Annotated in this window: 21 protein-coding genes; 5 read left to right on the forward strand and 16 right to left on the reverse strand. The window is 42.5% G+C overall.

The features are described 5' to 3' along the window. Nucleotides 1–415: 415 nt before the first annotated feature. Nucleotides 416–1,072 carry a ribosome-associated translation inhibitor RaiA gene (gene raiA / locus NDI34_RS11040; protein WP_190425827.1) on the reverse strand — a complete coding sequence of 219 codons (657 nt, stop codon included), beginning with the start codon at nt 1,070–1,072 and terminating at the stop codon, nt 416–418. A 498-nt stretch (nt 1,073–1,570) separates the two neighbouring features. Here raiA and lipB point away from each other — a divergent pair, with 498 nt between their 5' ends. Further along, entirely contained in the window at nt 1,571–2,266 is a 696-nt protein-coding gene (gene lipB / locus NDI34_RS11045) for a lipoyl(octanoyl) transferase LipB (protein WP_348232657.1), read from the forward strand. A gap of 14 nt (nt 2,267–2,280) precedes the next feature. Here the strand turns inward: lipB and NDI34_RS11050 are convergent, their stop codons facing one another. Both NDI34_RS11050 and NDI34_RS11055 read right to left on the reverse strand, forming a co-directional pair. Then, nucleotides 2,281–3,270 carry an FHA domain-containing protein gene (locus NDI34_RS11050; RefSeq protein WP_190411854.1) on the reverse strand — a complete coding sequence of 330 codons (990 nt, stop codon included), beginning with the start codon at nt 3,268–3,270 and terminating at the stop codon, nt 2,281–2,283. Between the two features lie 139 nt (nt 3,271–3,409). After that, entirely contained in the window at nt 3,410–4,075 is a 666-nt protein-coding gene (locus tag NDI34_RS11055; RefSeq protein ID WP_199299407.1) for a DUF3120 domain-containing protein, read from the reverse strand. A 382-nt stretch (nt 4,076–4,457) separates the two neighbouring features. On the opposite strand from NDI34_RS11055, the gene NDI34_RS11060 reads away from it, so the two are divergent. Together NDI34_RS11060 and NDI34_RS11065 are read left to right on the forward strand one after the other, a co-directional pair. Next, the gene (locus NDI34_RS11060; RefSeq protein ID WP_190430914.1) at nt 4,458–5,423 is read left to right on the forward strand and encodes an undecaprenyl-diphosphate phosphatase; all 966 of its coding nucleotides are present in this window, start codon (nt 4,458–4,460) and stop codon (nt 5,421–5,423) included. Nucleotides 5,424–5,478: 55 nt separating this feature from the next. Beyond that, nucleotides 5,479–6,810 carry a TIGR03279 family radical SAM protein gene (locus NDI34_RS11065; protein ID WP_348232658.1) on the forward strand — a complete coding sequence of 444 codons (1,332 nt, stop codon included), beginning with the start codon at nt 5,479–5,481 and terminating at the stop codon, nt 6,808–6,810. Here the strand turns inward: NDI34_RS11065 and NDI34_RS11070 are convergent. The 3 genes from NDI34_RS11070 to NDI34_RS11080 all read right to left on the reverse strand — a co-directional run bounded on the left by NDI34_RS11070 (nt 6,801) and on the right by NDI34_RS11080 (nt 10,284). Further along, nucleotides 6,801–8,066 carry a glycosyltransferase family 4 protein gene (locus NDI34_RS11070; RefSeq protein WP_348232659.1) on the reverse strand — a complete coding sequence of 422 codons (1,266 nt, stop codon included), beginning with the start codon at nt 8,064–8,066 and terminating at the stop codon, nt 6,801–6,803. The genes NDI34_RS11065 and NDI34_RS11070 overlap by 10 nt on opposite strands. 146 nt (nt 8,067–8,212) lie before the next feature. Then, nucleotides 8,213–9,415, reverse strand: a complete 1,203-nt coding sequence (locus NDI34_RS11075; RefSeq protein ID WP_348232660.1) for a glycosyltransferase family 4 protein — start codon at nt 9,413–9,415, stop codon at nt 8,213–8,215. Further along, nucleotides 9,412–10,284: a glycosyltransferase family 2 protein gene (locus NDI34_RS11080; protein WP_348232661.1), complete on the reverse strand. Its 873-nt coding sequence runs from the start codon at nt 10,282–10,284 to the stop codon at nt 9,412–9,414. The genes NDI34_RS11075 and NDI34_RS11080 overlap by 4 nt, the downstream gene beginning before the upstream one ends. A 251-nt stretch (nt 10,285–10,535) precedes the next feature. Between NDI34_RS11080 and NDI34_RS11085 the strand changes: the two genes are divergently transcribed. Beyond that, nucleotides 10,536–11,138, forward strand: a complete 603-nt coding sequence (locus NDI34_RS11085) for a methyltransferase domain-containing protein (RefSeq protein ID WP_348232662.1) — start codon at nt 10,536–10,538, stop codon at nt 11,136–11,138. Between the two features lie 46 nt (nt 11,139–11,184). Here NDI34_RS11085 and NDI34_RS11090 read toward each other — a convergent pair whose 3' ends face one another. The 10 genes from NDI34_RS11090 to NDI34_RS11135 form a co-directional block, all read right to left on the reverse strand. Next, nucleotides 11,185–12,675 (reverse strand): hypothetical protein, encoded by a 1,491-nt coding sequence (locus NDI34_RS11090; protein ID WP_348232663.1) that lies wholly within the window; start codon nt 12,673–12,675, stop codon nt 11,185–11,187. A gap of 30 nt (nt 12,676–12,705) precedes the next feature. After that, nucleotides 12,706–13,869 carry a glycosyltransferase family 1 protein gene (locus NDI34_RS11095; protein ID WP_348232664.1) on the reverse strand — a complete coding sequence of 388 codons (1,164 nt, stop codon included), beginning with the start codon at nt 13,867–13,869 and terminating at the stop codon, nt 12,706–12,708. Beyond that, nucleotides 13,863–14,786, reverse strand: a complete 924-nt coding sequence (locus NDI34_RS11100) for an NAD-dependent epimerase/dehydratase family protein (RefSeq protein WP_190411844.1) — start codon at nt 14,784–14,786, stop codon at nt 13,863–13,865. Before NDI34_RS11100 ends, NDI34_RS11095 begins: the two co-directional genes overlap by 7 nt. Before the next feature lie 50 nt (nt 14,787–14,836). Beyond that, a complete protein-coding gene (locus NDI34_RS11105) occupies nt 14,837–15,568 on the reverse strand; it encodes an acyltransferase (protein WP_190411843.1) in 732 nt (243 codons plus the stop codon). A 6-nt stretch (nt 15,569–15,574) separates the two neighbouring features. Next, nucleotides 15,575–16,192 (reverse strand): acyltransferase, encoded by a 618-nt coding sequence (locus tag NDI34_RS11110; protein ID WP_190411842.1) that lies wholly within the window; start codon nt 16,190–16,192, stop codon nt 15,575–15,577. A gap of 14 nt (nt 16,193–16,206) precedes the next feature. Continuing rightward, nucleotides 16,207–17,115: a glycosyltransferase family 2 protein gene (locus NDI34_RS11115; protein WP_348232665.1), complete on the reverse strand. Its 909-nt coding sequence runs from the start codon at nt 17,113–17,115 to the stop codon at nt 16,207–16,209. Nucleotides 17,116–17,117: 2 nt separating this feature from the next. Then, the gene (locus tag NDI34_RS11120) at nt 17,118–18,311 is read right to left on the reverse strand and encodes a hypothetical protein (RefSeq protein ID WP_190411840.1); all 1,194 of its coding nucleotides are present in this window, start codon (nt 18,309–18,311) and stop codon (nt 17,118–17,120) included. Continuing rightward, nucleotides 18,308–19,666, reverse strand: coding sequence for a flippase (locus NDI34_RS11125; RefSeq protein ID WP_190411839.1), 1,359 nt, complete (start codon nt 19,664–19,666; stop codon nt 18,308–18,310). The genes NDI34_RS11120 and NDI34_RS11125 overlap by 4 nt, the downstream gene beginning before the upstream one ends. Nucleotides 19,667–19,764: 98 nt before the next feature. After that, nucleotides 19,765–20,679: a phytanoyl-CoA dioxygenase family protein gene (locus NDI34_RS11130; RefSeq protein WP_190411838.1), complete on the reverse strand. Its 915-nt coding sequence runs from the start codon at nt 20,677–20,679 to the stop codon at nt 19,765–19,767. Nucleotides 20,680–20,953: 274 nt separating this feature from the next. Then, nucleotides 20,954–22,324 carry an O-antigen ligase family protein gene (locus NDI34_RS11135; RefSeq protein WP_190411837.1) on the reverse strand — a complete coding sequence of 457 codons (1,371 nt, stop codon included), beginning with the start codon at nt 22,322–22,324 and terminating at the stop codon, nt 20,954–20,956. Nucleotides 22,325–22,594: 270 nt separating this feature from the next. Between NDI34_RS11135 and NDI34_RS11140 the strand changes: the two genes are divergently transcribed. After that, a complete protein-coding gene (locus NDI34_RS11140) occupies nt 22,595–24,070 on the forward strand; it encodes an SLBB domain-containing protein (RefSeq protein ID WP_348232666.1) in 1,476 nt (491 codons plus the stop codon). The last annotated feature ends 38 nt before the right edge of the window (nt 24,071–24,108 follow it).

Below are 24,108 nucleotides of genomic sequence, written 5' to 3' on the forward strand. Positions count from 1 at the left end.
CAGCACTTAGTTGACCGATCCCTGCAAGTGGCTGCCTAAGAAAACCCAGGGATAAAACTACTGTGACGCTAAGTTTATCTAATTTCTTATTTGTGTTGATCGTTAGAAATTAGGGTTTCAACAAAGTGTTATGTAGACAAATTGTTTAAGAATTTCAGAAGATGAACTACGAGCAATGCAAGGTGCGATCGCTCAGTTTCGTAATGAGGCTGGGAAAGCGATCGCAACCTAAATTGGAATCAATACCAGCACAGTAGTGGCGAGTGCGATTTGCAAGAAAAAGTTTCTCTACAACCTGTGGGGCGATCCTGTGAAATCAGGAAGGTAGGGGCATCCACAAAGAATGCTCCTACCCGATCAAATCAGAGTCAACTAAGAGTCTGCGAACGAGAATCTAGATACTCTTCAGTTCTGTTTACGCTTTTGCAGAGCTTGACTTTTCTGGCGTTCCAGTGCTGTGGTTGTCAGTTTTGCCATTTTTGTGATGGGTATGTCCATTCCCGTTACGCGGCAAAATTACTCCATAACCACCGTGGTTGCGCTCATAAATGACGTTAATCTCACCGCTTTCAGCATTGCGGAACATATAGAAGTCATGATCCACCAGTTGCAACTGTTCCAAGGCTTCGTCCATCGTCATTGGCGGCATTGCAAAGTACTTGGTACGCACCACTTCTGAGGGGAGTTCGGGGGTGCGAGAACCAATGAGATCCTCTGGCACTGGCTCTTGTTCTACCACAATGCCAGTCTTCATTTGAGTCTGGGTCTTCTTATCCAGACGCTTTTCTTTATATTTCCGGAGTTTGCGGGCAATTTTATCGGCAACTAGGTCGATGCTCGCGTAGAGACTCTCGCTACTCTCTTCAGCACGGATTACTGTACCGTTGGCAAAGATAGTCACCTCAGCGGCTTGTTTTGGATTTATCCGGGGATTGCGAGCCACACTAAGATGCACGTTTACTTCGCTCGTCAAACTCTGAAAGTGGCTAACTGCCTTGTCAATTTTTTGATTTACGTACTCACGAATCGCGTCGGTAATTTCAATGTTTTTGCCGTGGATAACAAGCTTCATACCGGATACTCCATGCTGTACCGTTGTGATAATTCAGAAAGCTCAGCAGAATTGCGGCTTTCTCAGTAGCGATCGCGTTCCCGTTTTTTGGTGTTAGCAAACGTTGAACGGAGCCAAAACTTTGAGCAGTAGCAAATTTTTCCCGATTTCACACTGTTGCTAGGATGTTCTTGCTGGCAGTCCCTCAGCTAGAGGGGTTGTCAGCAGCCCTATCGCAAATAAGCAACTGCCGATTTTCTTGTTTAGGTTTCCTAGGGTGCTATTTAACTAATGTACATTCCCCAGCTTGGTTGCGATCTCCAAGTCTATCTTTGGGGTTATTTTGAAGAGGCATCCTCCCTCAACACTTGAGGTTATAACTTCAACACTAGCACTTTGTATTCTAGAGAACTTATGCCTTTGACTTCTCTTCAGAATCCTTTGCATCTTTTGACATTTCTTGATTCCAGCAGATTAATTATGCAAAAAATATAAGTCAAATTACTGTTGATTTTTGCCATGATTTTAAGTAAGTCTGAAGGGTCTGCTGGGAAAGCCTCGGAGCAACTGCGCCAACTCCGGTTATACAATCGGGAGCAGATGCCCTATTCGGCAGCTTGGGACTGGCAGCGATCGCTGGTTTCCGAACGCATCAACGATCCTAGTCTGGCGGATGCCCTGATTTTGCTAGAGCATCCGCCGGTTTACACGCTTGGACAGGGAGCCAGTCTAGAATTTCTTAAGTTTGACCCCGCAGCAACCGACTGGGAGGTTTTCCGAGTGGAACGGGGGGGTGAGGTAACATACCACTGTCCGGGTCAGCTGGTGGGTTACCCAATCCTGAATCTGCGCTATTACCAGCAAGATTTGCACTGGTACTTGCGGCAGTTAGAAGAGGTATTGATTCGGGTGCTGGATGTTTACGGGTTAAAGGGCGATCGCGTTGCCGGAATGACTGGCGTTTGGCTGGAAGGCTGTAAGGTAGCAGCGATTGGCATTAAGGTCAGCAAGTGGATTACTATGCACGGCTTTGCCTTAAATGTTTGTCCCGACCTCACCGGATTTGAGCGCATTGTCCCTTGCGGCATTGCTGATAAGTCGGTTGGCAGTCTTGCCCAGTTCGTACCCGCAATTGACTTGCACCAGGTGCGCCAAGAAGTGGCGAAAGCCTTTGCGGAAGTTTTCCACGTTCAGCTAATTGTGCAAAATTGCTAATTGTTTATTGCTGTTTAGTCTTTATTGAGCGTATTGACCTGCAAAAAACTATCTAAGTCAGCGTAGGAGCCTGCGTAGGTCACGGTGGGCACTTCATAGCCCTTTAGATTGACGATATATTGCTTAAAACCAGTCTCTTGCTTTGCTAAAGAGATGAGATATTCGTGAGTGGTTTCTCCCACAGCAATATCCAGACCCAGTTGCTTGGTGGCAGATTCCAGACGAAATGCCGCATTCACCGTATCCCCAATCGCGGTGTAATCGGGGCGATCGCCACTGCCCGTGTTCCCAACCATTGCAAAACCCGTATTAATTCCTGCCCCAATTCGCAGCGGAAAGGGCACGGGATATTTATTGCTCAAATCCATTGTGATTTTATGGAGGGCGCTCACTGCTTGACAAATATTGAGCATATCCTCATCGGTCACGCCTTGGGGGCCGTGAAACCAGATCGCCATGACCGCATCGCCGATATATTTATCAACCCAGCTGCCATACTCTCGAATAATATTTCCTGCATGGCGGAACCAAGTACCGATCACCGCCGATAATATTTTTTCATCTAGTTGCCGGGTGAGAACTGTGAAGTCGCGGATGTCTACCACCATGACTGACATCAGACGGCGTACGTGCAAAGTCGAAGTCAGCGTATCCTTGTCCCCGCTGGGCAATGGCTCATTGTTGCGGTTGGCGGTAGGACAGTGAAACTCTAGATCCGTCTGACCAAAGGTAAGGCGATCGCCATTGCGTAAAGTAACTGGAATACTGACTCGTCTGCCATTAACAAAGGAGCCGTTGCGACTTCCTAGGTCAATTAGGTAGAACTCGCCGGTTTCGGTACACTGCAACATTGCATGGTTGCGAGAAATCCAACGATCCGGCAACACAAAATTGTTGTCGTCACTGCGACCAACTGTCCAGCAGTTACTACTTACCAAGGGGAGATAGCGATTGCCGGACTCGGTACGAAGGAGTAAGTAAGGAGTGGGTCGCAAAGTCACCACAGGCTAGAGAAGCAACGACGCATCGTATGGAGTGGTTAAATTTTAGCTTTCTTCTGGAGCTTGATGGGTAATTTGGGAACCTTTGTAACTAGATGTCCCGACATGAATAAATTTTTCAGGGGACACTTTCAAGATATTTTTAAGCCATAGTAGCAGCCAGCCAAAACAGACCGTCTACCAAGATTGTACTCAAAACGGCTCCACCAAACGCCCACCAATGCAGCTGGCGCGATCGCAATGGTACCAGACCAACGCCTAACAGGATTCCGAGAAGCACGATTGCCCAACTGGTTCCCCAGGGGGTGCTGACTTGAGCGATCGCACTTTGAAAAACCAGTGATGCCTCGCTTGGTGCAACTTGCATGACGGTTCGCCAGTGTGGAATCAAACCAGCTAAGTAGAAGTATATATCTGTTACTGCCGTGCCAAACAGGGAGCCAAGATAAAATAGGTTGCCGACAAGACCCCAACGGCGGGTCAAACACCATAAGGCAAACGGTAAACCAATTGCTTCCACCGGCAAGTGGATCGTGGGTTCCCAGCGCAGCCAGCCCCAATAAATCGACCCTGCCAACCAACTCCAGCTAAATCCCAGCAGCAAATCTCCCCACACATGAGTCGCAGGACGCCGTCTGAGAACCACGCTCAGCCAAACCCATCCCGCTGTCATTACTAAACTCAGTTCTGGTAGCAGCCGCACTAAAGGGGCTTGCACAAACACTGGCACGGATACCAGAAAAGACGCAGCTGCGAAAACTAACCAAGCTTGGCGGGTGCCGATTCCCCAATCAAAAAACCCCAACAGAGTTTTACTTGGCTGGGGGAGATTACCAGGAACAGAAGAAGATGAGTTAGAAAACCAGGTATCGTTAAACAAGATTTTGTTAATATTCTTTACTTTAGTTTACATCTTTTACGATATCACAGGAAAAATGCCCTAGGGGGGGATATAGAAATCTTAGCTGAGTTTTATTGAGCAATACAAGTGGCTTTTCGGAGTAGGGTGGCAGAAAATGAATGGGAAGTTGGGAGAAACTCGGCGTTGAGAGTCGGAGATTTTCTAAAAATTGCTCGTCTTATGTAATGCCTGTGTTATGTGTAGTGGCGCAAGATGCCTCTGCCGGTGACTCGCAAAGAAGAAAGAAGAAAGGCTGACTTGTCTGGAATGCTGCTTATTAGAGGATTTCATGGCTGTATCAAAACGTAAAAAATTGGCGATTCTTCGTGTCGGTGCTGCCAGCACTGTGTTGACCTTCCCCTTAGAAGCGATGGTAAGGGCGCAAGACGTGGCACCCGTTGCCGCAACCACACCTCAGATGAATATCTTTCAAGCGGTGGTTCTAGGCATGGTGCAAGGGTTGACTGAGTTTCTGCCCATTAGCAGTACGGCGCATTTGAAGGTGGTGCCGGTGGCGCTAGGATGGGGCGATCCAGGAGTCGCCTTTACCGCCGTGATTCAGCTGGGCAGTATTGCCGCAGTGCTGTGGTATTTCTGGGGGGATTTGACGCAAATTACAACGGGTGCATTCAAGGCGATCGCTCACAAGAATTACGAATCCAACGACTTCCGTATGGCACTGGGAATCGTTTTGGGAACCTTACCCATCCTCTTTTTTGGACTGCTGATCAAAAAGTTTATTCCCGACTTTGACAACTCCCCGTTACGGAGTATGGCAGCGATCGCCATTGCCTCTATTTTCATGGCTTTATTATTGGGAATTGCCGAGCGCATTGGCAAGAAAAAGCGTAACTTTGAGCAATTAACACTTCAAGATGGCATTTTGATGGGATTGGCTCAGGCTTTGGCGTTAATTCCCGGCGTTTCTCGCTCCGGATCCACCCTGACTGCTGGACTATTTATGAATTTAGAACGGGCAACCGCTGCCCGGTTTTCTTTTTTATTAGGAATCCCAGCAATTACCCTGGCAGGGTTAGTGGAATTAAAAGGTGTTTTAGAAACAGGACTAGGAGATGGTGGACTGCTGCCTTTGCTGGCAGGAGTCATCTCAGCTGGAGTATTTTCCTATCTCGCGATCGCGTGGCTGCTGCGCTTCCTGCAAACCCAGAGTACGTGGGTATTTATTTGGTATCGGTTAGCATTTGGAATAGCTATCTTGGGCGCGATCTTCGTCAAACTAATCCCTAATATTTAATTACTTTTTCTTCTCCTCCCTCCGTGCCTGAAGCGGTTCGTTTCCTCCTAGTTTTATGAGCGAGATTTCTATTCGTCCAGCCTTAATTACCCAAGTCCTCCCCGACTCCATTGCCGCCGAAGTCGGGTTTGAACCGGGAGATGCAATTGTTTCCATCAACGGGATGCGCCCTCGCGACCTCATCGACTACCAGTTTTTGTGTGCGGATGAAGTGCTGGAACTGGAAGTTTTAGATACTGCTGGCAAAAGCCACTCGGTGGAAATTGAGAAAGACTACGACGATGACTTGGGGTTGGAATTTGAAACTGCCCTATTTGATGGCTTAATTCAGTGTAATAACCGCTGTCCTTTTTGCTTCATCGATCAACAGCCTCCCGGTAAAAGGCGATCGCTTTATCTCAAAGATGACGACTACCGCCTCAGCTTTCTCTATGGCTCATACTTAACTCTGACCAATCTCACCCAGAGGGAATGGGACAGGATTGAGCAGATGCGCCTCTCTCCCCTCTACGTTTCCATCCATGCTACCGAACCAGAAGTCCGCAGCCGCCTGTTAAAAAATCCCCGCGCCGCTGAGATTTTGCAGCAACTGCGGTGGTTTCAAGAACGGCGTCTGCAAATCCATGCCCAGGTTGTTCTCTGTCCTGGCATTAACGATGGCGATCGCCTAGAGACTACCCTGAGGGATTTAGCCTCTTTTCACCAGGGAGATATCCCGGCTGTCGCCTCTGTGGCAGTGGTTCCGGTTGGTTTGACACGTTTCCGTCCAACCGAAGACGAACTAACCCCAGTGACGCCCCAGAAAGCCGCTGAAGTGATTTTGCAAGTCCAGGCACTCCAGGAGAAATTCCGCAACCAGATGGGATCGACTTTTGCCTGGTTAGCCGACGAGTGGTTTTTAATTGCTGGGCAAGAATTACCGCCAGAATCAGACTACGAAGACTATCCTCAAATTGGCAATGGGGTTGGTTCGATTCGCCAATTTCTCAAGGAATTTCAGCAGGTTGCCGCGAAAAAATTGCCGCGACGTTTAAAAACATCCCAAAAATTAACTTGGGTGGTGGGGAATGCAGTGGAAAAAGCCTTTGAGCCTATCTTGCAACGTCTGAATCAAGTGCAAGGACTGCAAGTAAATCTGGCGGCGTTGCGTAGCGAATACTGGGGACAAGAGATTAGCGTCACTGGCTTGTTAACGGGTCAAGATTTGCTGAAACTAAAGGGAAGAGATTTGGGCGATCGCATTCTCCTCCCCTCAGTCATGCTAAAACATGGCGATTCTTGCTTCCTGGATGACATGACTGTGGAACAACTCGCCACTGAGTTGGGTACACCCATCTTGCCTATCAATGGCATCGAAGAACTCATCGACGCCTGCATTCACCCTTGATCCGTCAAGCCTTTAGCAAGTGAAGGGACGATAGCGGACTGAGATAGCCTTTTTTCATACAAATCGAGCAAAAGCCTTTCCTTGAGATCCCAATCAAAGACTTCCTTCACCCGCTTTTGTCCCGCTTGTCCCATTCGCACCCGTAACGCTGGATCTTCCGCTAAACGAGTCATCGCAGCAGCTACGTCGCGTGCGACTTGTTCGGGATTTATCGCAGCCACTTTAATCCCAGTTTCCTCCGTTACCTGTACCGCTGGCCCTCCCAGATCCAAGCAAATGACTGGACGCCCCGCCGCCATCATTTCCGCGCAGACAAATCCCCCAGATTCGTGCAGGCTGGGATGAACGAGGACGTGGCAATGCCCGATTTTAGATAGGGTTTCCTGGCGCGGTAAAGCGCCCCAGAAGCGAACTTTATCCGCCACTCCCAGTGAGTGAGCGATCGCTTCCAATTGTTGCCGTTCCCGTCCATCTCCCACAATCCAGTATTCTGCTTGGGGAATTTGAGCCAAAGCAAAAGCTCGAATCCCCAGATGGACTCCTTTCCAGTGGATGAGCCGACCCACGGTAGTAAACCGTATGGGACTATCATCAGGCACAATATGGTGCGCCAATTGACTAATTTCTTCCTTAGATAAACCCACTTGCGAAGCGATTTGGACATTTTTTACTCCAAGCGATCGCAACCGTTCTGCCGTTTCCTCAGTGGTTGCTAATCCTACATAACTTCGCTTTGCAGTCAGCCGCACAAATGGATCTTGTTCACCCACCGATTGAGCGAAGTTTCGCAGCAATTCGTAAACCTTGCCACGCCGACTAAAATCTTTCCAGAAAGCTTTTGGAGCCGATTCAGCGCCTCCAACGGGTCCCCAAATGAAGGGGACTGGCAATAGTGCTAAAAAGCTAGGAGACCAGTGTTTCACATAAGTGACATGACGCACCAAGTCAAAGCCAATCTCCCGATGCAGCCGCCTTGCCAGAAAATAAGCTTGTATTTGCCAAAGGTAGTAATGAAGTTGCACTAACCCTTGTTTATTCCGCCAATCTTCCGTCCAATTAAATGGATCGAAATAAATAAAGTGTAAATTGGGAACCGGGTGACAAGCTAGCTCGGCTTCAATTGCTGCACGATAACCAATTCGAGTTAACACCCAAACTTCGTGATGATTTGCTACTTGCCGAACTGTATTCCAGCCTACCCCTTCCTCAGAGCCACACCCAGGCTCACAAGCGTATGCAGATAGAAGGATTTTCATAGGCTTTTACCTTTTATAAAATTAGCCGTTTTCTCTATCTATAGTTCCCACCCACTTTCAAAATTACCCATTTACCCAAAATTATTTTTCTGGTTTCCAGCCTAAGCTGAGAAACGCAATTTTAGAAGTGCTGTCTCAATTCAATATCATTCGGCATTTATTTGAATTTTTTGTAAAACATTCATTGCTACTTCTGCCATCGATTTGGCTGCTGCCTCTGGAGTGTACTGCCCGATCAACTGCTTTGATTTTTCTCCCATTGAGGCAGCAAGCTCTGGATTATCTATAAAACGGCGCATTCCTTCAGCAATTTCTTCTGGGTTTTGCGATTCAAACAAATACCCATTTTCTCCTTCTATCACCATTTCATAAGCGCCTGCACCTTTAGAACACAATATGGGTTTGCCAAATACCATCGCTTCTAGCACCACCATTCCCCATACATCTTCAAAGGTAGGAAAAACAAAGACATCGGCATCCTGAAAATATGCCCCTAGTTGCCCGTAATCTAACCATCCTGTCCAGGTCACACGCTCTGTTAGATTATTGTTTTTAACAAAAAATTCCAATTCCTCACGTTGCACTCCATCCCCAATAATTACCAGCGAATAATCAGAATATCCCTGACTTGTAAGAAGAGAACATGCCTCCAACAACGACTTTATTCCTTTTCTAGAAATCACTTGCCCGACAAATAGAAAAACCGGACGCTTTAGCTTTAGTTCACTAGGTTTTGCAGCTTCAAGACGTTCCCGCAAAGCTTGGGGTTCAGGCACCAGATAAGTTTTTGTGAAAATTCTCCTTTCCTCAGCTCCAATTACCTTATAAAGATACTTTTTGCCATCGTTACTATTAGCAATAAAAGCATCTGTAAATTTAACCATTAAACGACGCGAAAAGGTACGAAGTTTAGAATCTTCAAAATTTGTATTCGGCGAACTGCCATCATAAATGATTACAACTTTCCAACCTCCCAAGGGTTTGAAAAGCAGTGCTAAAACAGTCCATATAGAAAAAGCGCTGACAAAAACAACATGAGGTTTAAACTCAAGTAACTCATTCACAATCTTTGGGGAAGCTACCATAAAACCGCGACCATAGCCACCCGATACTTGAGTTGCCTCTACAAATTTAAATTTTCCTACAAGTTTAACCGCGGAAGCTCCTGGAGCATCAGCATCGAATTTCGGCCAAAGACAGCCAGTATAAAAAATTGTATTCTTACAGATTTTCGTAAGTTCGTACAAAACAGGTCGCCAGTAAGAGCCAAATTCGACTGAGGGGATCGCAATAGCAATGCGGAGATCGTCTACTTTTAATTCTGTATCGTCAGAATTTCTAATTTTCATGTTCCCACCTGTCCCCGTTTGCTAAAGCTTGAGAAAAGCAATTTTCTGTAGGGCAGCAACCAATAAATAGGCCATAAAATTCCAGCATGGCGCTGAGCAAATAACTTCCGTTCTTGAAATGTGAAATTTTTAGGTTGTTCTGCCTTTTGCCATCGTTCGCGAATCGGCAAATTAGAATCCATCCAGTTTGCGTACAGAGGGTTTCCTAAACAGGTTCCGATGTAGCCTGGAGCTAACCAAACCGTATATCCTTTTCGTCTCGCGCGTAACCCATAATCAAAGTCTCCCGCATAATGCTTAAAGTCAGGATCTAAGTTCCCGATTGCTTGGAATATCTCTTTAGGAATCAATACACAATTTCCATGCATGGTGTCACATCGTATAGCTTTTTGGCTCGGTTCTAGCCAGCGAAATTTGAAGGGATGCCACCACGTACTTTTCACAACGCCGCCATAAGAAACCGTATTCGTCTCCGGATCGCAAGTCGCCCCTGTTACAATGGCTGCTGCATTTCCTTGCGAGGCTAAAAGATGAGAGGTTGTCAGCAAATTACTTAAAGCTTCTGGGTAAATTAGCGTGTCATCATTCAGCCAGAGATGATAATCATGAGGGTGCTTAATGGCTTCAGAAAATGCCACTCGCATTCCTCCATTCCAGAATAAATTTCCATCTCCCTGGATAATCTTTACTTGAGGATAATATTGGTTGACATCTGCTGCTGTACCGTCACTGCTGCCGTCATCTACAAGATAGACCCAAAGATTAACGTTAGTTGGGAGTACCTGGTTGAAAAGTGCCTCTAGACTTGCTAAAGTCTTTTGCTTGCGGTTATAGCAAGTGATAAGAACAGCTATGCTAGTATTTTCCATCAGCGCCTCACATTATTAAAATAAATGTTAGTTGTCATAATAGCTATATTATTCTTGAACTTGGGAATACTAAAATTAGAAGCATGAACAATGTATCAACGTAATTGCTTTTTTTGGTCAACCTATATTCTACAATTTAGCAAGCCCTAAACTTACCTTTTCTAAAATTAAAGAATATTTTCAATATTCTTGATATTGATTTTTATTAAGCTAGTTTATAGCGGCTTAATTCACTTTCTGAGGTCAACAATATGTCTGAGGCAATGAAATTAAATTTAGGCTCTTTCGACCGCATTTTCTCTGGCTGGATCAATACAGATATTACTCCTCATATCTGGGTTTCAAAAATCCCCTTTTTACCTGATCTCATGTATAAAGTAGGGAAGCTCGAGCGAGAACGATATGACGAGCATCAAAAAGGAATTTTTCGTCAGCTTACATATCTGGATCTGACTAAAAAATTTCCCTGGTCTGATAATAGTGTTGATGCAGCATATACATCTCATGTACTTGAGCATTTATACCTGGAAGGCGCTTTAAATTGTATCTCTGAAGTTTATCGAGTTCTGAAGCCAGGTGGAATATTTCGGGTTGCAGTTCCAGACCTCGATCAATTAATAAAGAGCTACAATCCTAGCTGTCCTGAAGTATTTTTGACAGAATTTTTAGAAGCAACGCAGACGTTAGAAAAAAATCGCCACCACTGGCACTATAACGAAAATTCGTTGCGAAAAATCCTCTTGGATACTGGATTTCGGGAAGTGGTTAGATGTAACTACCGAAACAGTCAAATAGCAGGGATTGCAGAACGAGAAGAACGCCCAGAATCCCTATTTATGGAATGTATTAAATAATAGTTGAATGAGTAGGGTGGGCAATGCTCACCCTAAAATTTTATATTTATGGAACATAAGTGGAGGGAAAAAGAGGGATAAGATGATACAGACCCATATAAGTCTGAAAACCCGTGTTTAAACCTACATAGTATGAAGGAATAATAATATTTAGAATGACCATATAAAATAATATAAGATGCCCCGGAAAGACTTTTTCTTCCCGAATCAGGATAGCAAAAGCAATTAACATTCCAAAGAAACCATAGCCTACATTTCTGCTAGTATCCACAATCAAAAACATTGTAGAAATAGGGAATGCAATGATACAAGCGATCGCACTTACCAAAAGTGTCTCGCCCTGACGCCAAAGTATCCACAAAATATACAGGGCAATAATCCACAATAGCTTGTAGGAGAAAAAGAACCCTGCTAATCCCAACATTGGATTTTCAGCTAAGTACTGCAATGCCGTCTTATTCTCCAGTATCAAGTGTGCCTTTACTGGACTATCCAGAGAAAATCCACTGCCAGCAAACCAAATAAAACAGTAAATGGGGACTAAGGATAAAGCGGTTAATACTTCTCTTCTGGGAAAACAGAAAATAACAATTGGGATAAAGACAAAAGCACTGGCTTCATGTGTGGCTAAGGCAAAAGCAAGAGTTGCGAGTCTTCCCTGCCGAGTCATAGGGATACAAGCTGGAAGTAATAGCAGGCTAAAAAATAGCTGATCGACATAGCCCGGAAATTGACAATTAAAAATTAAATAACTACTAGTTGCAATTGAAAGGTAATATAAAGCAAGTTTTTGATAATTTATCGATTTGGATTCAATTTCTTGTTGCCCCTCATCAGTCTCCTTTGAACCGAATATTTTGGACTCGATAAAGGTTAAAGTCAAGAAGATTAAAAGATAGGTACAAGCCAGAGAAAAAATGTAATATAGGAATGGTCCACTCATGTGGATAAAGTTAGCGATCGCTAGCATAAGCAAGCGTCGATAATACCAGTCGGCATTTTGACTAAAAGGCTCTAAACTCCTAATGGCATACTCTAAACCCATCACCCCTGGACCTAAAGGATAGCGAAAAGGGACGATGAGTACAGATATAATTGCGAAGATGGCTAAGGAGGCGATCGCTCTTCTTTTAAACCCAGACTGAAATAGTGAATGACGCGACTTAATAACCGATATTAAAATTGGGTATGCAATAACTAAAGTTGCGATAAAAAAGAGAAATCCTTTGATAGGGATTATGCCGTAATTAGTAGTAATCTCAGCTAGTTGCTGCGGAGCAGTTTTGGCTAGGATTTCTGGAGAAATTACCCCCTGGCTGAAACGACTTTCGATTGCTTGAACAGTTGTAGAAACCCAATCTTGAGGCAGGCGATTGAAAATTGCTTGAAACGCCATGATTATCCTATTCTTCGGCGCATTCGCTACTGCATACAAAGTAGCTACAGCTATCCAGAAAAAGGCTGGAGGAATAACATTCTTTTCTTTGAGCGTATCAAAGAGTACGTAATGTAAGTATTTCTCTGAGCGTTTCAACATCTAAAAAATCCCTAGATAAAATTTTGTTGGTTATACAACACTGCGTACTATCTCTAAAAAACGCCTACCGTATACTTTGATTTTTTCAATATTATCCTGTTTAGCTAAACTTTCTTTTTCTACATCTGGTCCTGGTGTTAATGTAGTGAAAGTTTTATCAATCAGTGCTGCTAGTTGTTCCGCATTACTACGCTCAAAAAAGTAAGAATCAGGAGGATTCTGCTCCAAATGGACAGGAAAGTCAGAAAGTAACATGGGTTTACCAAGAGAACGTGCGTCCTCTACAACCGTACTCCAACCTTCAAATAAAGAAGGCTGAATTACAGCTAAAGACCTCCTCATGAGCTGAATTTGGTCTACACGAGGAATTAATCCTAAAAGACGTACTTGTTCGCTAATTCCTAATTCCTCAATTCTTGTTAAGAGGTAATTGTAATAATCAGGATTACGATAATCAGTAGCACTTCCAGTACAAACAACGGTAGGTGTAAGCCCCTGTTGTTTCAGTAGCCCCAAAGCTTCAATTACCACAGCATGATCTTTATGTTTCCAAAATTGATTGCTGATCAGGAAAAATTTATCTGGAAGTTGATAACTTTCTTGCGTTAGTTTGGGATCTAACTCAAACCATTCAGGTGCGGGACAGCTTACAAAATTCATTACAACACTTCGAGAAGCTGCTTCCGGATAAAGATGTTTAAAGTCTTCTTGTGCCATATTGCTACTGAGGACAATAATAGGAGCAGCGTGAGCAATTTGTTGCTGATCTCGATTACGTTGAGCGATTTCTTCCGGAGAGAAAAGGTTGGGTAAGTGATAGTGTTGAAAGTCAGGAATCCAACCTCCCCACTGATAAGGTGAGCGGGTTCCTGCTATCGCCGGGTAAAGAAAATTTATTTTTTGAGGATTTAGTAGTTCCAGAGGAATGAAAGAGATACGCTCAGCTAAAAAATTACACATTTTTAGATAGGCACGCTGCCACTTGGAAGTAGCATAAATTTGGTTAACGTAACCCCGGGCTGGTTCTATTAAATTTATATCTTTATCGTGAACAGCGATTGTTAGCTTGATATTCGCTTTTTCTGTTTCTGGTAAAGTAGCGATCGCACGAGCTAAATTCTGAATATATAGCACGCCCCCTAGCCAGCCAGAGCCACCCACCATGTTGAGGCAAATATGTAGATTTTTTACCATCCTAAAATCTCAGCTCGACACCATTGAACATAGACGTTTACACCCCTTTCTATCGTTACTTCAGGGGTAAATCCAATTTGGGAAAGTTTGCTCATATCGGCTTGCCAGTTTATCGGAGTTCCGACAGGAGTACTATTATCAAATTCAACCGGAATATCTTCTCCTAGTTTAGCTAACACTAATGCTGCTAATTCTTTGATTGTTGTTTCGACACCATTTGCAAGGTTATAAACCTCGGCTTCAAAATTAGCTTTTTCAGCAAGAATCTGAAGTGCCCTTGCTACGTCTCTACCATGAATAAAATCGCGGCTTTCGTTGCCAGTACCTCGTAACTTTAGTGCGGGGTTTATCAAAGCTTTTTGACACATATCCCAAAGAACTTGTCGCCTCAGTCCTGGCCCATAACCCGAAAAAATGCGTACTATAGCAGTGGGTAAGTTATAAACTTGGAAAAACTCAGCGCAAAGTTGCTCAGACATCAGCTTATGAAAGCCGTAGGGAGAAATTGGCTTCAAGCTTTGGTTTTCCTGAATGGGTAAGGTTTCTGGATTTCCATAGACAGCAGCACTAGAAAGATAGATTAAACGACATTTTGGAACATAAAGACGTAATGTATCTAAAAGGTTGAAAGTGACAGCAACACTGTTGCTAAAATCTGCTGATGGATCGCTAATTGAAAGCTCTACTGAAGCTCTTCCAGCGCAGTGAATACAAACTTCCGGTTGCAACTCTTGAACAATTTTTGCTAGATCCGCAGAAGGCAAATTTAATTGTTCATAGCGAAACAAATCTTGTCTAGGTGCATTCTCTGGAGGGCGATTTCCCAGCCCAATAACACTCCAGCCAGTTTCTGTAAACTGACGAGCAACATATCGCCCGATAAACCCTGTAACACCTGTAATTAAAACAGTTTTCATGGAAATATTTTTTATTTATTCGTAAAATTATCTATTTTCTTCCTACTTTGTTAGTCTAAATCCCCGAAGAACTTGCTAACAGCGATTGTTGGCATTCTAGTAGCGGGAAAATTTTTTTTTAATATTGCTAAATATTCATCTTCACCAGGAAGATATCGATCGCCATCTTCAGAATAATCTTTAGCCCTTACCCACTCTTGCAATCGCATATCAAATCTTTTAACGATTCGACATGGATTTCCTACCACCACGCTGAATGGGGGAATATTGCAATTTACTACGGTGGAAGCTCCAATGATTGAGCCGTATCCTACTTGGACGCCTTTCAAAATAGTCACGTCTACACCCAGCCAGCAATTTGTGCCGATGTCTATTACTCCATCAGTAGTTGTTAAAGCAGTGTGATACGGAATAAACGGAGAAGTGTATTCGTGCCCACTTCCTAACAGTTTACAGTCATTACCAATTAAACTGTAGTCACCGACTTTTATTAAAGCTCCAGCACTATAAAAGTTTCTGCGACCGATAAAACAGTTATCACCAACAATGACAGAAATTTTTTCTTTTTCTCGTTTGTTAATGACAATTACTGTTTCCGAACCGATAACTGAATTTTGACCAATTTTTACATTACCCCACCCCAGTACATGAACCGATGGATCGATATAAGAGTTTTTACCTACATTTTGCCTTTTACTAAAATGGGCTTTTAAGTTACCTCCTAGCCATTTAATCCTGTCTATTTGAGCGTCTGTTAGTTTAGATACTATAAAGCGCTTCATTGCTTTTTACCCGCGATCGCTTACTACTTCTTTGCTATTTAAAATCTTCCGTTCACCTTCAGGAACTTTGCCAATAATCTGGGCTGGATTCCCCGCAACAATCGTCCAAGCAGGGACATCTTTTGTAACGACTGAGCCAGCACCGATAATTGAGCATTTTCCAATCGTCACCCCTCTTAAAATAATTGAGTTACAAGCAATCCAAACATCCTCTTCAATAATGACTGGTTTTCCATTTAGGTTTAAGTCTTTAGGAAAGCCTTTTTGGATAATGTGAACGAATTGTTGATGACGCGCTACCGGATCGAGTGGATGAGTTTGATTGTCGAATATATTTACATTATGAGCAATGATTGTTCTATCTTTTATTTCAATTAAAGTGTCTGACCAAATTTTAGAGCCTTGGGCTAAATAACAGAAATTGCCTATTTTTATTTTTCCTCCAGGAAAAGTCATTAATTGACCTTCGATGTGAGTGTTTTCACCAAGAATAATACTATTTTTATCGCGATCGTGGCTTATCAGTGAATTGTGGTCTAAAACGCTTGAACTATTGCCAATTACACACTTTTTTTTGGTTAAATTAGCATTAATTTTAAACTTAATTTTGGAGAAGGGGTTCATCTCGTAATTACTCCTTAAGCAAAACTTTTTTGAAGTTTATTTTTAACTTTAGTAAATAGGCTTCTATTGTCAAAAAAGTTTTTTTGAAATAAGGTATCTGCTTCTACATCTCGAATCATAAAAGGAGGATGCTTCAAAGGAAAGCTAATTTCTTGCGTCCCCATTTTACCTAAGGGATTTTCAGTAGAAAAAGTGTGAGTTGCATTAGCTCCGAAACCAATATTCGTAATCAAATTAACTTCAGGCACTATTTTTAATCCATGTTGAAGCCAACAAGCTAGCAACCATTGATAATCCCAACAGGATCTGTTTTTATTTTGGTAGGCATCTTGAAATATTTTTTGCCAAAATAAATAATGTTTTGGTACCCTTAAGTAATTTTCTAGGAACCGACTCTCGAAAATTTCAGGCCATTGCTTAATGTCATAATCAAAATATTTCCAAGCTCTACGCCAGGATGCCCAACCCCAATTTCCACCAAAGTAGGAAAAATAATAACTTTGCCCGGGTAATTTCCGTTCGCCTAAAAGATTGGTTCCCGCAATACTCATTACTCTTTCATCATCGCGATATTTTTCTAATAACTCCTCGCAAAACTGAAAGAAAGTTGGATGAGGTAAACAATCATCCTCGAAAAGGATGGCTTCTTCTACTTGTTCAAATACCCAATTAATACCTGTAGCTGGACGTAAACCGCAGCCTAAATTTACATCTGAATAATTTTTTAGAACTTCGCAATCCCAATCTACAGTGTCAATAATTGCACGAGCAGCAGCGCACTTTTCTGCTTCACCTAGTTGATCGCTACGAGGGCCATCAGCAACTACTAAAAGCTTCGGCGGTTTTGCCTGACGAATTACCTCAAAAACCTTGGATGTAGTCTCAGGTCGTTTAAAGATTAACAAAGCAACGGGAGTTTTCATGGTCACTTATCAGCAGTCATATTCTGTTTATATTCGGAGTAATGTAGGAGCATACTGGAAGCGATCGCTCCTATTTCATCTAAAGGAGTCTGAAGCGAAACATAGCGATATCGAAAAGCAGCCAATCGAGGCTCTGTCTCTTGATAGAGGATATCTTGCGCCACGTTTCCCCACCGATCCTCTGGCATCAGATCGAGAGTCATGCCAGCATGACCAGAAGGTAACAGCATATTAGAACCATGTACACCAATGACCAAGCGGCTTTGGGAATAAACTTGGCACATTTGCCTCTCAGTGTCTGAATTAAACTTGTTTACCCGCAAATCTTCAATCCAGTCGGGAAACTGAGTTTTCCTCCCCAAACCAGCGATCGTAAACTTTGCTAAAGGAACTTTAGAGCGAATCTTTAAAAATAGTTTTTGCACCCTTTCATTCTGAAGCTTGAGGGCAATATCAACCATCTTTAATTTCCTCAAGGTTTTGAAGAGAAGCGGATTACACCAAATCCGATCGTCGCGCCAAATAAAGGTTATTTGGTTTGAATCTTTATCAAAGCTATGAGTGGGAACCCGCGTAAATTTACTAATATCAAACTGACTCGGATGAGAATATGCCTTACTTACGTAAATTTTATCAAAACGCTTGGATTCCTCAGAGATAAATTGGTCAAACTTCGGATAGTAGCATTGCCCTTGCTGTAAAGAGATATTTACCGTCCAAATTTCTGTAACGCCCTCTGGAACCATCCATCTCAAAAACTTTGGGACGATGACAATTAAGCCGCAATCTGGGTAATTATTTAGATATCTTTGGACATTAAGCAGCTTTAACAAACTATGCCCATAAAGATAATCAATACAGTTTAAGATAATGACACGTTGATGCTGCTTAAAAACCTCCTTAGATATCGCAATCTCTTCAGATTGGGGATTTTGCAGAGAGTAAAGAAGTTTTTGACCTAACCAATATTTACAAGATTCATTTCCAAAAACGTCGCCTTTTGCTAAATCAATTTGATAAGGAAAAGTGACAGCATGACCAACTTCTAAATCTTCAATAATTTCTATATTACAGGAGTCGCACTTAGATTTTACGCAAATATGCATTCCCTGCCAAAGAATACCTTGAGGCTTCAGCAGTGTACCGCTGTGGGGACAGGTGGATTTGTGCTGAATGCTTGGTTTTATTTCAATCATTGCACGATTCCTTTAATTCTTGTAGCAGCCTTATATAAATTGCAAGAACGTAAAATAAACTTACTGATTGGCTTTAAATCGGGAATTATAAAGTTGAGAACTACAGTTACGATGAAATAAGTAATCAAGGTTGCTATGGTGGCTCCAACCGCCCCATACTTAGGAATTAGATGTAAATTTAAAACTATATTTATGACTGCCCCTATAAAGGTTAAAAGTAATTCATTTTTGGCTTTTCCTTCAATCATAATAAACGCATTTCTCGCAAGACCAAAACCGCTACCAAACTGTGACCAAACATAGATTGATAATATTATTGCTGAAGCTGCATACTTATCTCCGTACAAGAAATGAACAATGTAAGTGGAAAGCAGTGAAACTGGAATTGCGATTATCAACCACAAAATTAAGGTTAAATCAAAGTAAGCCTGAAATTTTTTGAAATATTCAATCTCCCCTTGAGCCTTCGCTTCAGTGAGTTTTGGGAAAAAAGATATTTGCATGATAGAGGGAATAAAATCAAATATCTGCGAGATCTTCACAGCAGCGGCATAAATGCCTAATTCATATTTAGGATCGAATTTAAGTTCTTGAGCAGAGAAGGAACCCAGCATGACCTGATCGATAGTGGAATAAATATAAATGGCGATTCCTGACACAATCAGGGGCCAGCTTTCTTTGATTAAGTTTTTCGCCTGAGGGAGACTGCTACGCCATGCTTTTATATCTTGTCCACTAGTCTGATAAATTATTATCAATCCCACAGCAGCTAAGGCAAGCTCTCCACATCTTGCCCAGGCAAATGCAATGAGAGGAGCTTTAATTTGAATTAAGACAATTCTGACAGCACAGACAAGCAAATAGGCGCAGTTTTTAACAACAACTGTATACTTAGATTTAACTTGTGAGCGGAACCAGAGATCGATCGTCTCGAAAGCTTGAAAAATGGTTCCAGCAGCGATAATTCCTACCAGCCAATGAGTTAAAGAGTCCTGGGGCTGTAGTAAGGAAATTGCGCCAACCGCTAACAAAGTTGTTACAGCACCGCCAATAAGTTTTAGTACGAGGGAAGTCCCAAGTGTTTCATTCTTGGTAAACGGATCGCGCACAATGTCGCGTACTACGATGCTATCAAGCCCCAGGTTGGCAATTGGCCCCAACAGCGCTACAAATGCGATCGCATAATTAAATAAGCCAAACTGTTCCGGCCCTAGATAGCGAGCCACCCATATCCCTACAATTAGGCTTAAGCCCATTTGGAGGATTTTGTCAGCGAACAGCCACGCGATGTTGCTGAACACCTTGCGTAGACCAGGGCTAAGCTTTTGATTGACCAGACTCAGCTTGTCTAACATTAGAATTGGGCAATTTATGAAGGAATAAAGATAGGGTTTGAGAACTGGGTCGTCCTACAAAACCCTATTTGTTGTTGCGGTGAACAGAACGGAATCGATTATTTACCTTTAGCACCTTGCAAGACTTTTCTCACAAATTTTGCGGTTCGCATTAGTTTCGGTTGCTCCCACAAATACTGCAATAAATCTGTTTTCAGTTTCGCTGCCGCTGAATAATTTTTGTACATTGCAGGAATCAAACGATACTTCATTCCTTTGTACGTGGCATAATCTACAGCAGTCGGAGATTCTGCATTGCGGCTACCGAATTCATATATTGCTGGTAAATAATGAGCCGTGAGAGATTTGCGAGAATATTGGGGATTGAGTGTTTCCAAGGAACCGTGAATCGTTCTAGAGTTCCAGAATAAGACGTCCCCTTTTTTCAAGGCAGGAGCTTGAATATTACTCTTGTGAACATTGATATACTCCTTCAACTTTTCCAAGTAAAACCGATTAGATAGTTTTTCATCATCTGTTAACTCAAAGTCAACCAGATGAGATGTTGGTAAAACATAGAATCGACCCGCTTCTTCGTGGATATCCTCCAGAGCAAACCATCCAGCCAGCAAATGACCATTGGGCATGGAATCTAAATAGTACCAATCTTGATGGGCAGGGGTAGCTGTGTTCATATCAAAGAACATAGTTTGCATGAGGTTATGCTCCTTACTACCCGTCAGTTCAGTCAGTGCTTCCCTAACCTGCTGCAAACAGAAAACTTCTTTAGCTGCCTCAGTAAATCCTGGATAATCTGGGTAATCGTGAACATCTCTAAAAGATTCTTCAGAATATCCATTGGGAGTAATTGTATTGGTTTCCCATTTATTCGTTGATTGTCTAAAGAAAGGAGAGTTAGATGAAAGGATATTGGAGTTATACTCTTTTAAAATATTATTAATTAAATTTTCAGGAATGAGATTTCTAAAGACATAGTATCCGTTAGTTTCGTAATAATCTTTAGGGGTGTCCATAAATTAAATCCTTTAGGAACTGATTGTTTTAGTTCACTTTTAAACGTATATTATTAGATATCGAGAAAATTTTCCTACGTAAATATCCGGAAATTAGATAGCGAGAAAGTTTTCCTAGGTAAATATCCCGAAAAAGTGTTGAATGTTATTGCAACACGGCTTAACATATTTGGCTGAAACTCATCCTTAATTAAAGCGATCGCTTACCGAGCCTCTAACCCTTCTAGCGATCGCCTGCTTGGTTAGGCACCCCTCAAGACCGGCAAACCAGTTCTTAAGCGCTGGAATTCTCTTGAGAACTGTTTCCTGTAGCGTCCAGGCATAATCGAACTGTTGCTATAACATAAAACAGCCAAGCATAGGTAATTGATATCAATCCAGTTTCAGTAATATTTGTCAGAACTGCCCAGGTAATCAGTAGCAGGGGCATGACTAATTCAGGTTCTTGGGTACGCTTCATATACTGAACTGCTAAAGCAATATTCGTTAAGAAAGAAAGGCAAAAGAACCCTAATCCTACGAATCCCAAGTCTACAGCTAGGTCTAAAAAACCATTATGAGAATGCTCTGGCTTAAATTGGGTTTTTACCACGATGATGTCAGCCGCTGGATCGGCTGCTCCTCGCCAAGACTGCCAAAATCCTTGGTATCCATAGCCCAGCAGTGGATGTTGTTTAATGTGGTTGATTACTAAAGGCCAGAAGTCTGTGCGTCCGGTTAATGTCAAATCTTTATTCAGTGTATCTACAATAATAAATTCGGCATTTTGGGTAATTACAATACACAAACACATGGCGATAGCCATAAAAAAGATTATGCAGGCAAAAGCTAATCGTGGAGGCAAGTTTTTGATAAAGCGGATAACGATTAACACGCTTATCAGTAGAACCAACAGAACTTTCCCCATTCCGCTATTTGAGCGTTGTAAAGAAAAAATAGATAAAGCAGCAAAACCCAGAGATTGCCATTTAGTTTTTGGTTTGCGAACTGACTGTATATAACACATAACAGCTGTTAAACCCATCAAGAATCCAAAAGCATTTCCGTGGGGTAAAATTCCTTGCCAGCCCTTAGACGTTACTCCAATTGACGGTCTGAACAAAGCATAAAATACACTCAGTAAAAGTATTATTTTGTTGATAGTAAGCAATAAATCAAATAGTTCTTTCCATTTATACTGCTTACCAACATAAACACAAAAAGCAGTTGTGCCTAAAAAAACTATACTAGCTTTGAGTGTATAAGTTGGAGTTCCTGACCAAGCCGCAGATAGAATTAATAAAAAGAGTAATCCGCAAAAATAAACATTATTAATGAGAAGCCTAGAAATAACAAAAACTGAGTCTTTAATATTTTGCAAGAATCGCGAATAAATAATGAATATAAAGGTGGCGTAAATGCCGATTTGAAAAATCGTCGAATAAAGCTTTTTTCCCTGTAGATATAAAGCTCTAGGATGGATTTTATCAAATCCGCTTAAAGTAACTCCTGCGATCGCAAAGATTATTAAACCAATAAAAACTTTTTCTAATGTTTTAGAGGTCGCTTGACTTCTACCAGCAAAGTTAAACAATAATAAGATATAAATAATCGCACTGGTGGCAGCGATTATTAACAATAGAGGGTTTGAAGCGAGAGTACTCATGTTTAATATTCTTAGACAAGAAATAACGCGAAGCTGACCCTATATGAGTATAGCGACTGATTAAACCAGAGAAGAATAATGAATTTCCGTATATTTACGAGTATTTAATTCTTTTAAAGATACAAACTAAAAACTAGTAACTTCAAAAAGCTTACTATAAATAGGTTTAAGAGATTTACCTATAAAATGAGGATAAATAAATACTATTTAGAGTGGCAGGTTTCTACTCACACAGCTTAAATTTAAAAATATAAAACAAGTAGGTTATGTATGGTCGATCTAGGTTTTTATAGACAACTCACTCGAACTTCTGCCGGGATAACCTTAGTGGCAACATTTGCCTTTGCTTGCCCCAATCCTACGCAGGGGACTGTACCGCGTTTTCAAAAACCTACAATTCTTGCACAAGCGAATACTAATCCTGCTCGACCAGATATAGCCTATACATTGGGTGGAGGCGATCGCATCCGCCTTGATATCTTCGAGGTTCCCCAATATAGCGGCGAGTACCAAGTTCTCGCAGATGGCTCCTTATCCCTACCCTTGATTGGAACCCTATCGGTTCAGGGGCTAACCGTGCCACAAGCGACGAATGCCATTTCATCTGCATACTTTCGCTTCCTCAAACGACCCATAATCACCATTAGCGTTCTGTCTCCTCGCCCTATCAATGTTCGGGTGGGAGGAGAGGTGACTCGCCCAGGGGGCTTCACAATTCCCCTGATAGCTGGAGTCGGGAGCGTGCCTGGGTTCCAATATCCCACCGTAACCCAGGCAATTGAGCTGGCACAGGGAATTACGCTGACGGCTGATATTCGTAAGGTTCAGGTGCGTCGCCAGCTAGCATCCGGTTCCGAGCAAGTAATCAATCTGAATCTTTGGGATCTGATACAAACCGGCGACAGCAGGCAAGATTTAAATTTGCGGGATGGAGACACTGTCTTTATTCCCACAACCAGCACCATTAACTTAGACGAAGTACGCCAAATTGCCACGACTCGTTTTTCACCTCCTTTAGAGGAACCCCGCAGTGTTGCAGTCGTAGGAGAAGTCAACCGTCCTGGTACTTATGTTGTGATTGGAGGAAAGACAACACTAGAGCAAAGAACCCTGGGACTGCCAACTGTAACGCGGGCAATCGATTTGGCTGGGGGGATTAAGCCCTTGGCTGATATTCGCCGTATCCAGCTGCGGCGACTCACCAAAGCAGGGACAGAACAAATTATCGATCTGAATCTTTGGCAACTCTTGCAGGCTGGGGATTTCAGTCAAGATACGCTTTTGCAAGATGGAGATACCATTTTCATTCCCACTGCATCAGCAGTTAACCCGGCAGAAATTTCTGAATTAGCGACCACTAGCTTTTCTCCCGGTACTATTAAGGTAAGTGTGGTCGGAGAAGTGAAAAGTCCAGGAGTGGTGCAGGTTGCGCCAAACACAACCTTGAATCAAGCATTGCTGACTGCGGGAGGATTCAATGATGCTAGAGCGAATCGAAAGGCGGTTGATTTAATTCGCCTCAACCCTGACGGTACAGTGTCAAAAAGTAAAGTCAATATTGATTTAACCCAAGGAATCAATGAGACAAATAATCCACTCGTCCGCAATAACGACATTATTGTCGTCAGCCGTTCTGGAAGCGCCAAAACTTCTGACAGTGTGCGAACATTCTTAGAACCGATCGAAAAGGTTTTCACATTCTTCAACATTTTTAATTTATTTGGAATTTTGGGAGACGATGACTAGGTAAGCATATATTCAGGGTGTATCTATAAACGTTTTCT

The sequence above is a fragment of the Trichocoleus sp. DQ-U1 genome (assembly GCF_039961925.1).
Classification (GTDB): Bacteria; Cyanobacteriota; Cyanobacteriia; order Cyanobacteriales; family FACHB-T130; genus FACHB-T130.

Excerpts from the sequence above, each read along its gene's own strand:
- raiA (WP_190425827.1), bottom strand. The coding sequence starts at position 1,072 with ATGAAGCTTGTTATCCACGGCAAAAACATTGAAATTACCGACGCGATT.
- lipB (WP_348232657.1), top strand. The coding sequence starts at position 1,571 with ATGATTTTAAGTAAGTCTGAAGGGTCTGCTGGGAAAGCCTCGGAGCAA.
- NDI34_RS11060 (WP_190430914.1), top strand. The coding sequence starts at position 4,458 with ATGGCTGTATCAAAACGTAAAAAATTGGCGATTCTTCGTGTCGGTGCT.
- NDI34_RS11065 (WP_348232658.1), top strand. The coding sequence starts at position 5,479 with ATGAGCGAGATTTCTATTCGTCCAGCCTTAATTACCCAAGTCCTCCCC.
- NDI34_RS11070 (WP_348232659.1), bottom strand. The coding sequence starts at position 8,066 with ATGAAAATCCTTCTATCTGCATACGCTTGTGAGCCTGGGTGTGGCTCT.
- NDI34_RS11075 (WP_348232660.1), bottom strand. The coding sequence starts at position 9,415 with ATGAAAATTAGAAATTCTGACGATACAGAATTAAAAGTAGACGATCTC.
- NDI34_RS11080 (WP_348232661.1), bottom strand. The coding sequence starts at position 10,284 with ATGGAAAATACTAGCATAGCTGTTCTTATCACTTGCTATAACCGCAAG.
- NDI34_RS11085 (WP_348232662.1), top strand. The coding sequence starts at position 10,536 with ATGTCTGAGGCAATGAAATTAAATTTAGGCTCTTTCGACCGCATTTTC.
- NDI34_RS11090 (WP_348232663.1), bottom strand. The coding sequence starts at position 12,675 with ATGTTGAAACGCTCAGAGAAATACTTACATTACGTACTCTTTGATACG.
- NDI34_RS11095 (WP_348232664.1), bottom strand. The coding sequence starts at position 13,869 with ATGGTAAAAAATCTACATATTTGCCTCAACATGGTGGGTGGCTCTGGC.
- NDI34_RS11100 (WP_190411844.1), bottom strand. The coding sequence starts at position 14,786 with ATGAAAACTGTTTTAATTACAGGTGTTACAGGGTTTATCGGGCGATAT.
- NDI34_RS11105 (WP_190411843.1), bottom strand. The coding sequence starts at position 15,568 with ATGAAGCGCTTTATAGTATCTAAACTAACAGACGCTCAAATAGACAGG.
- NDI34_RS11110 (WP_190411842.1), bottom strand. The coding sequence starts at position 16,192 with ATGAACCCCTTCTCCAAAATTAAGTTTAAAATTAATGCTAATTTAACC.
- NDI34_RS11115 (WP_348232665.1), bottom strand. The coding sequence starts at position 17,115 with ATGAAAACTCCCGTTGCTTTGTTAATCTTTAAACGACCTGAGACTACA.
- NDI34_RS11120 (WP_190411840.1), bottom strand. The coding sequence starts at position 18,311 with ATGATTGAAATAAAACCAAGCATTCAGCACAAATCCACCTGTCCCCAC.
- NDI34_RS11125 (WP_190411839.1), bottom strand. The coding sequence starts at position 19,666 with ATGTTAGACAAGCTGAGTCTGGTCAATCAAAAGCTTAGCCCTGGTCTA.
- NDI34_RS11130 (WP_190411838.1), bottom strand. The coding sequence starts at position 20,679 with ATGGACACCCCTAAAGATTATTACGAAACTAACGGATACTATGTCTTT.
- NDI34_RS11135 (WP_190411837.1), bottom strand. The coding sequence starts at position 22,324 with ATGAGTACTCTCGCTTCAAACCCTCTATTGTTAATAATCGCTGCCACC.
- NDI34_RS11140 (WP_348232666.1), top strand. The coding sequence starts at position 22,595 with ATGGTCGATCTAGGTTTTTATAGACAACTCACTCGAACTTCTGCCGGG.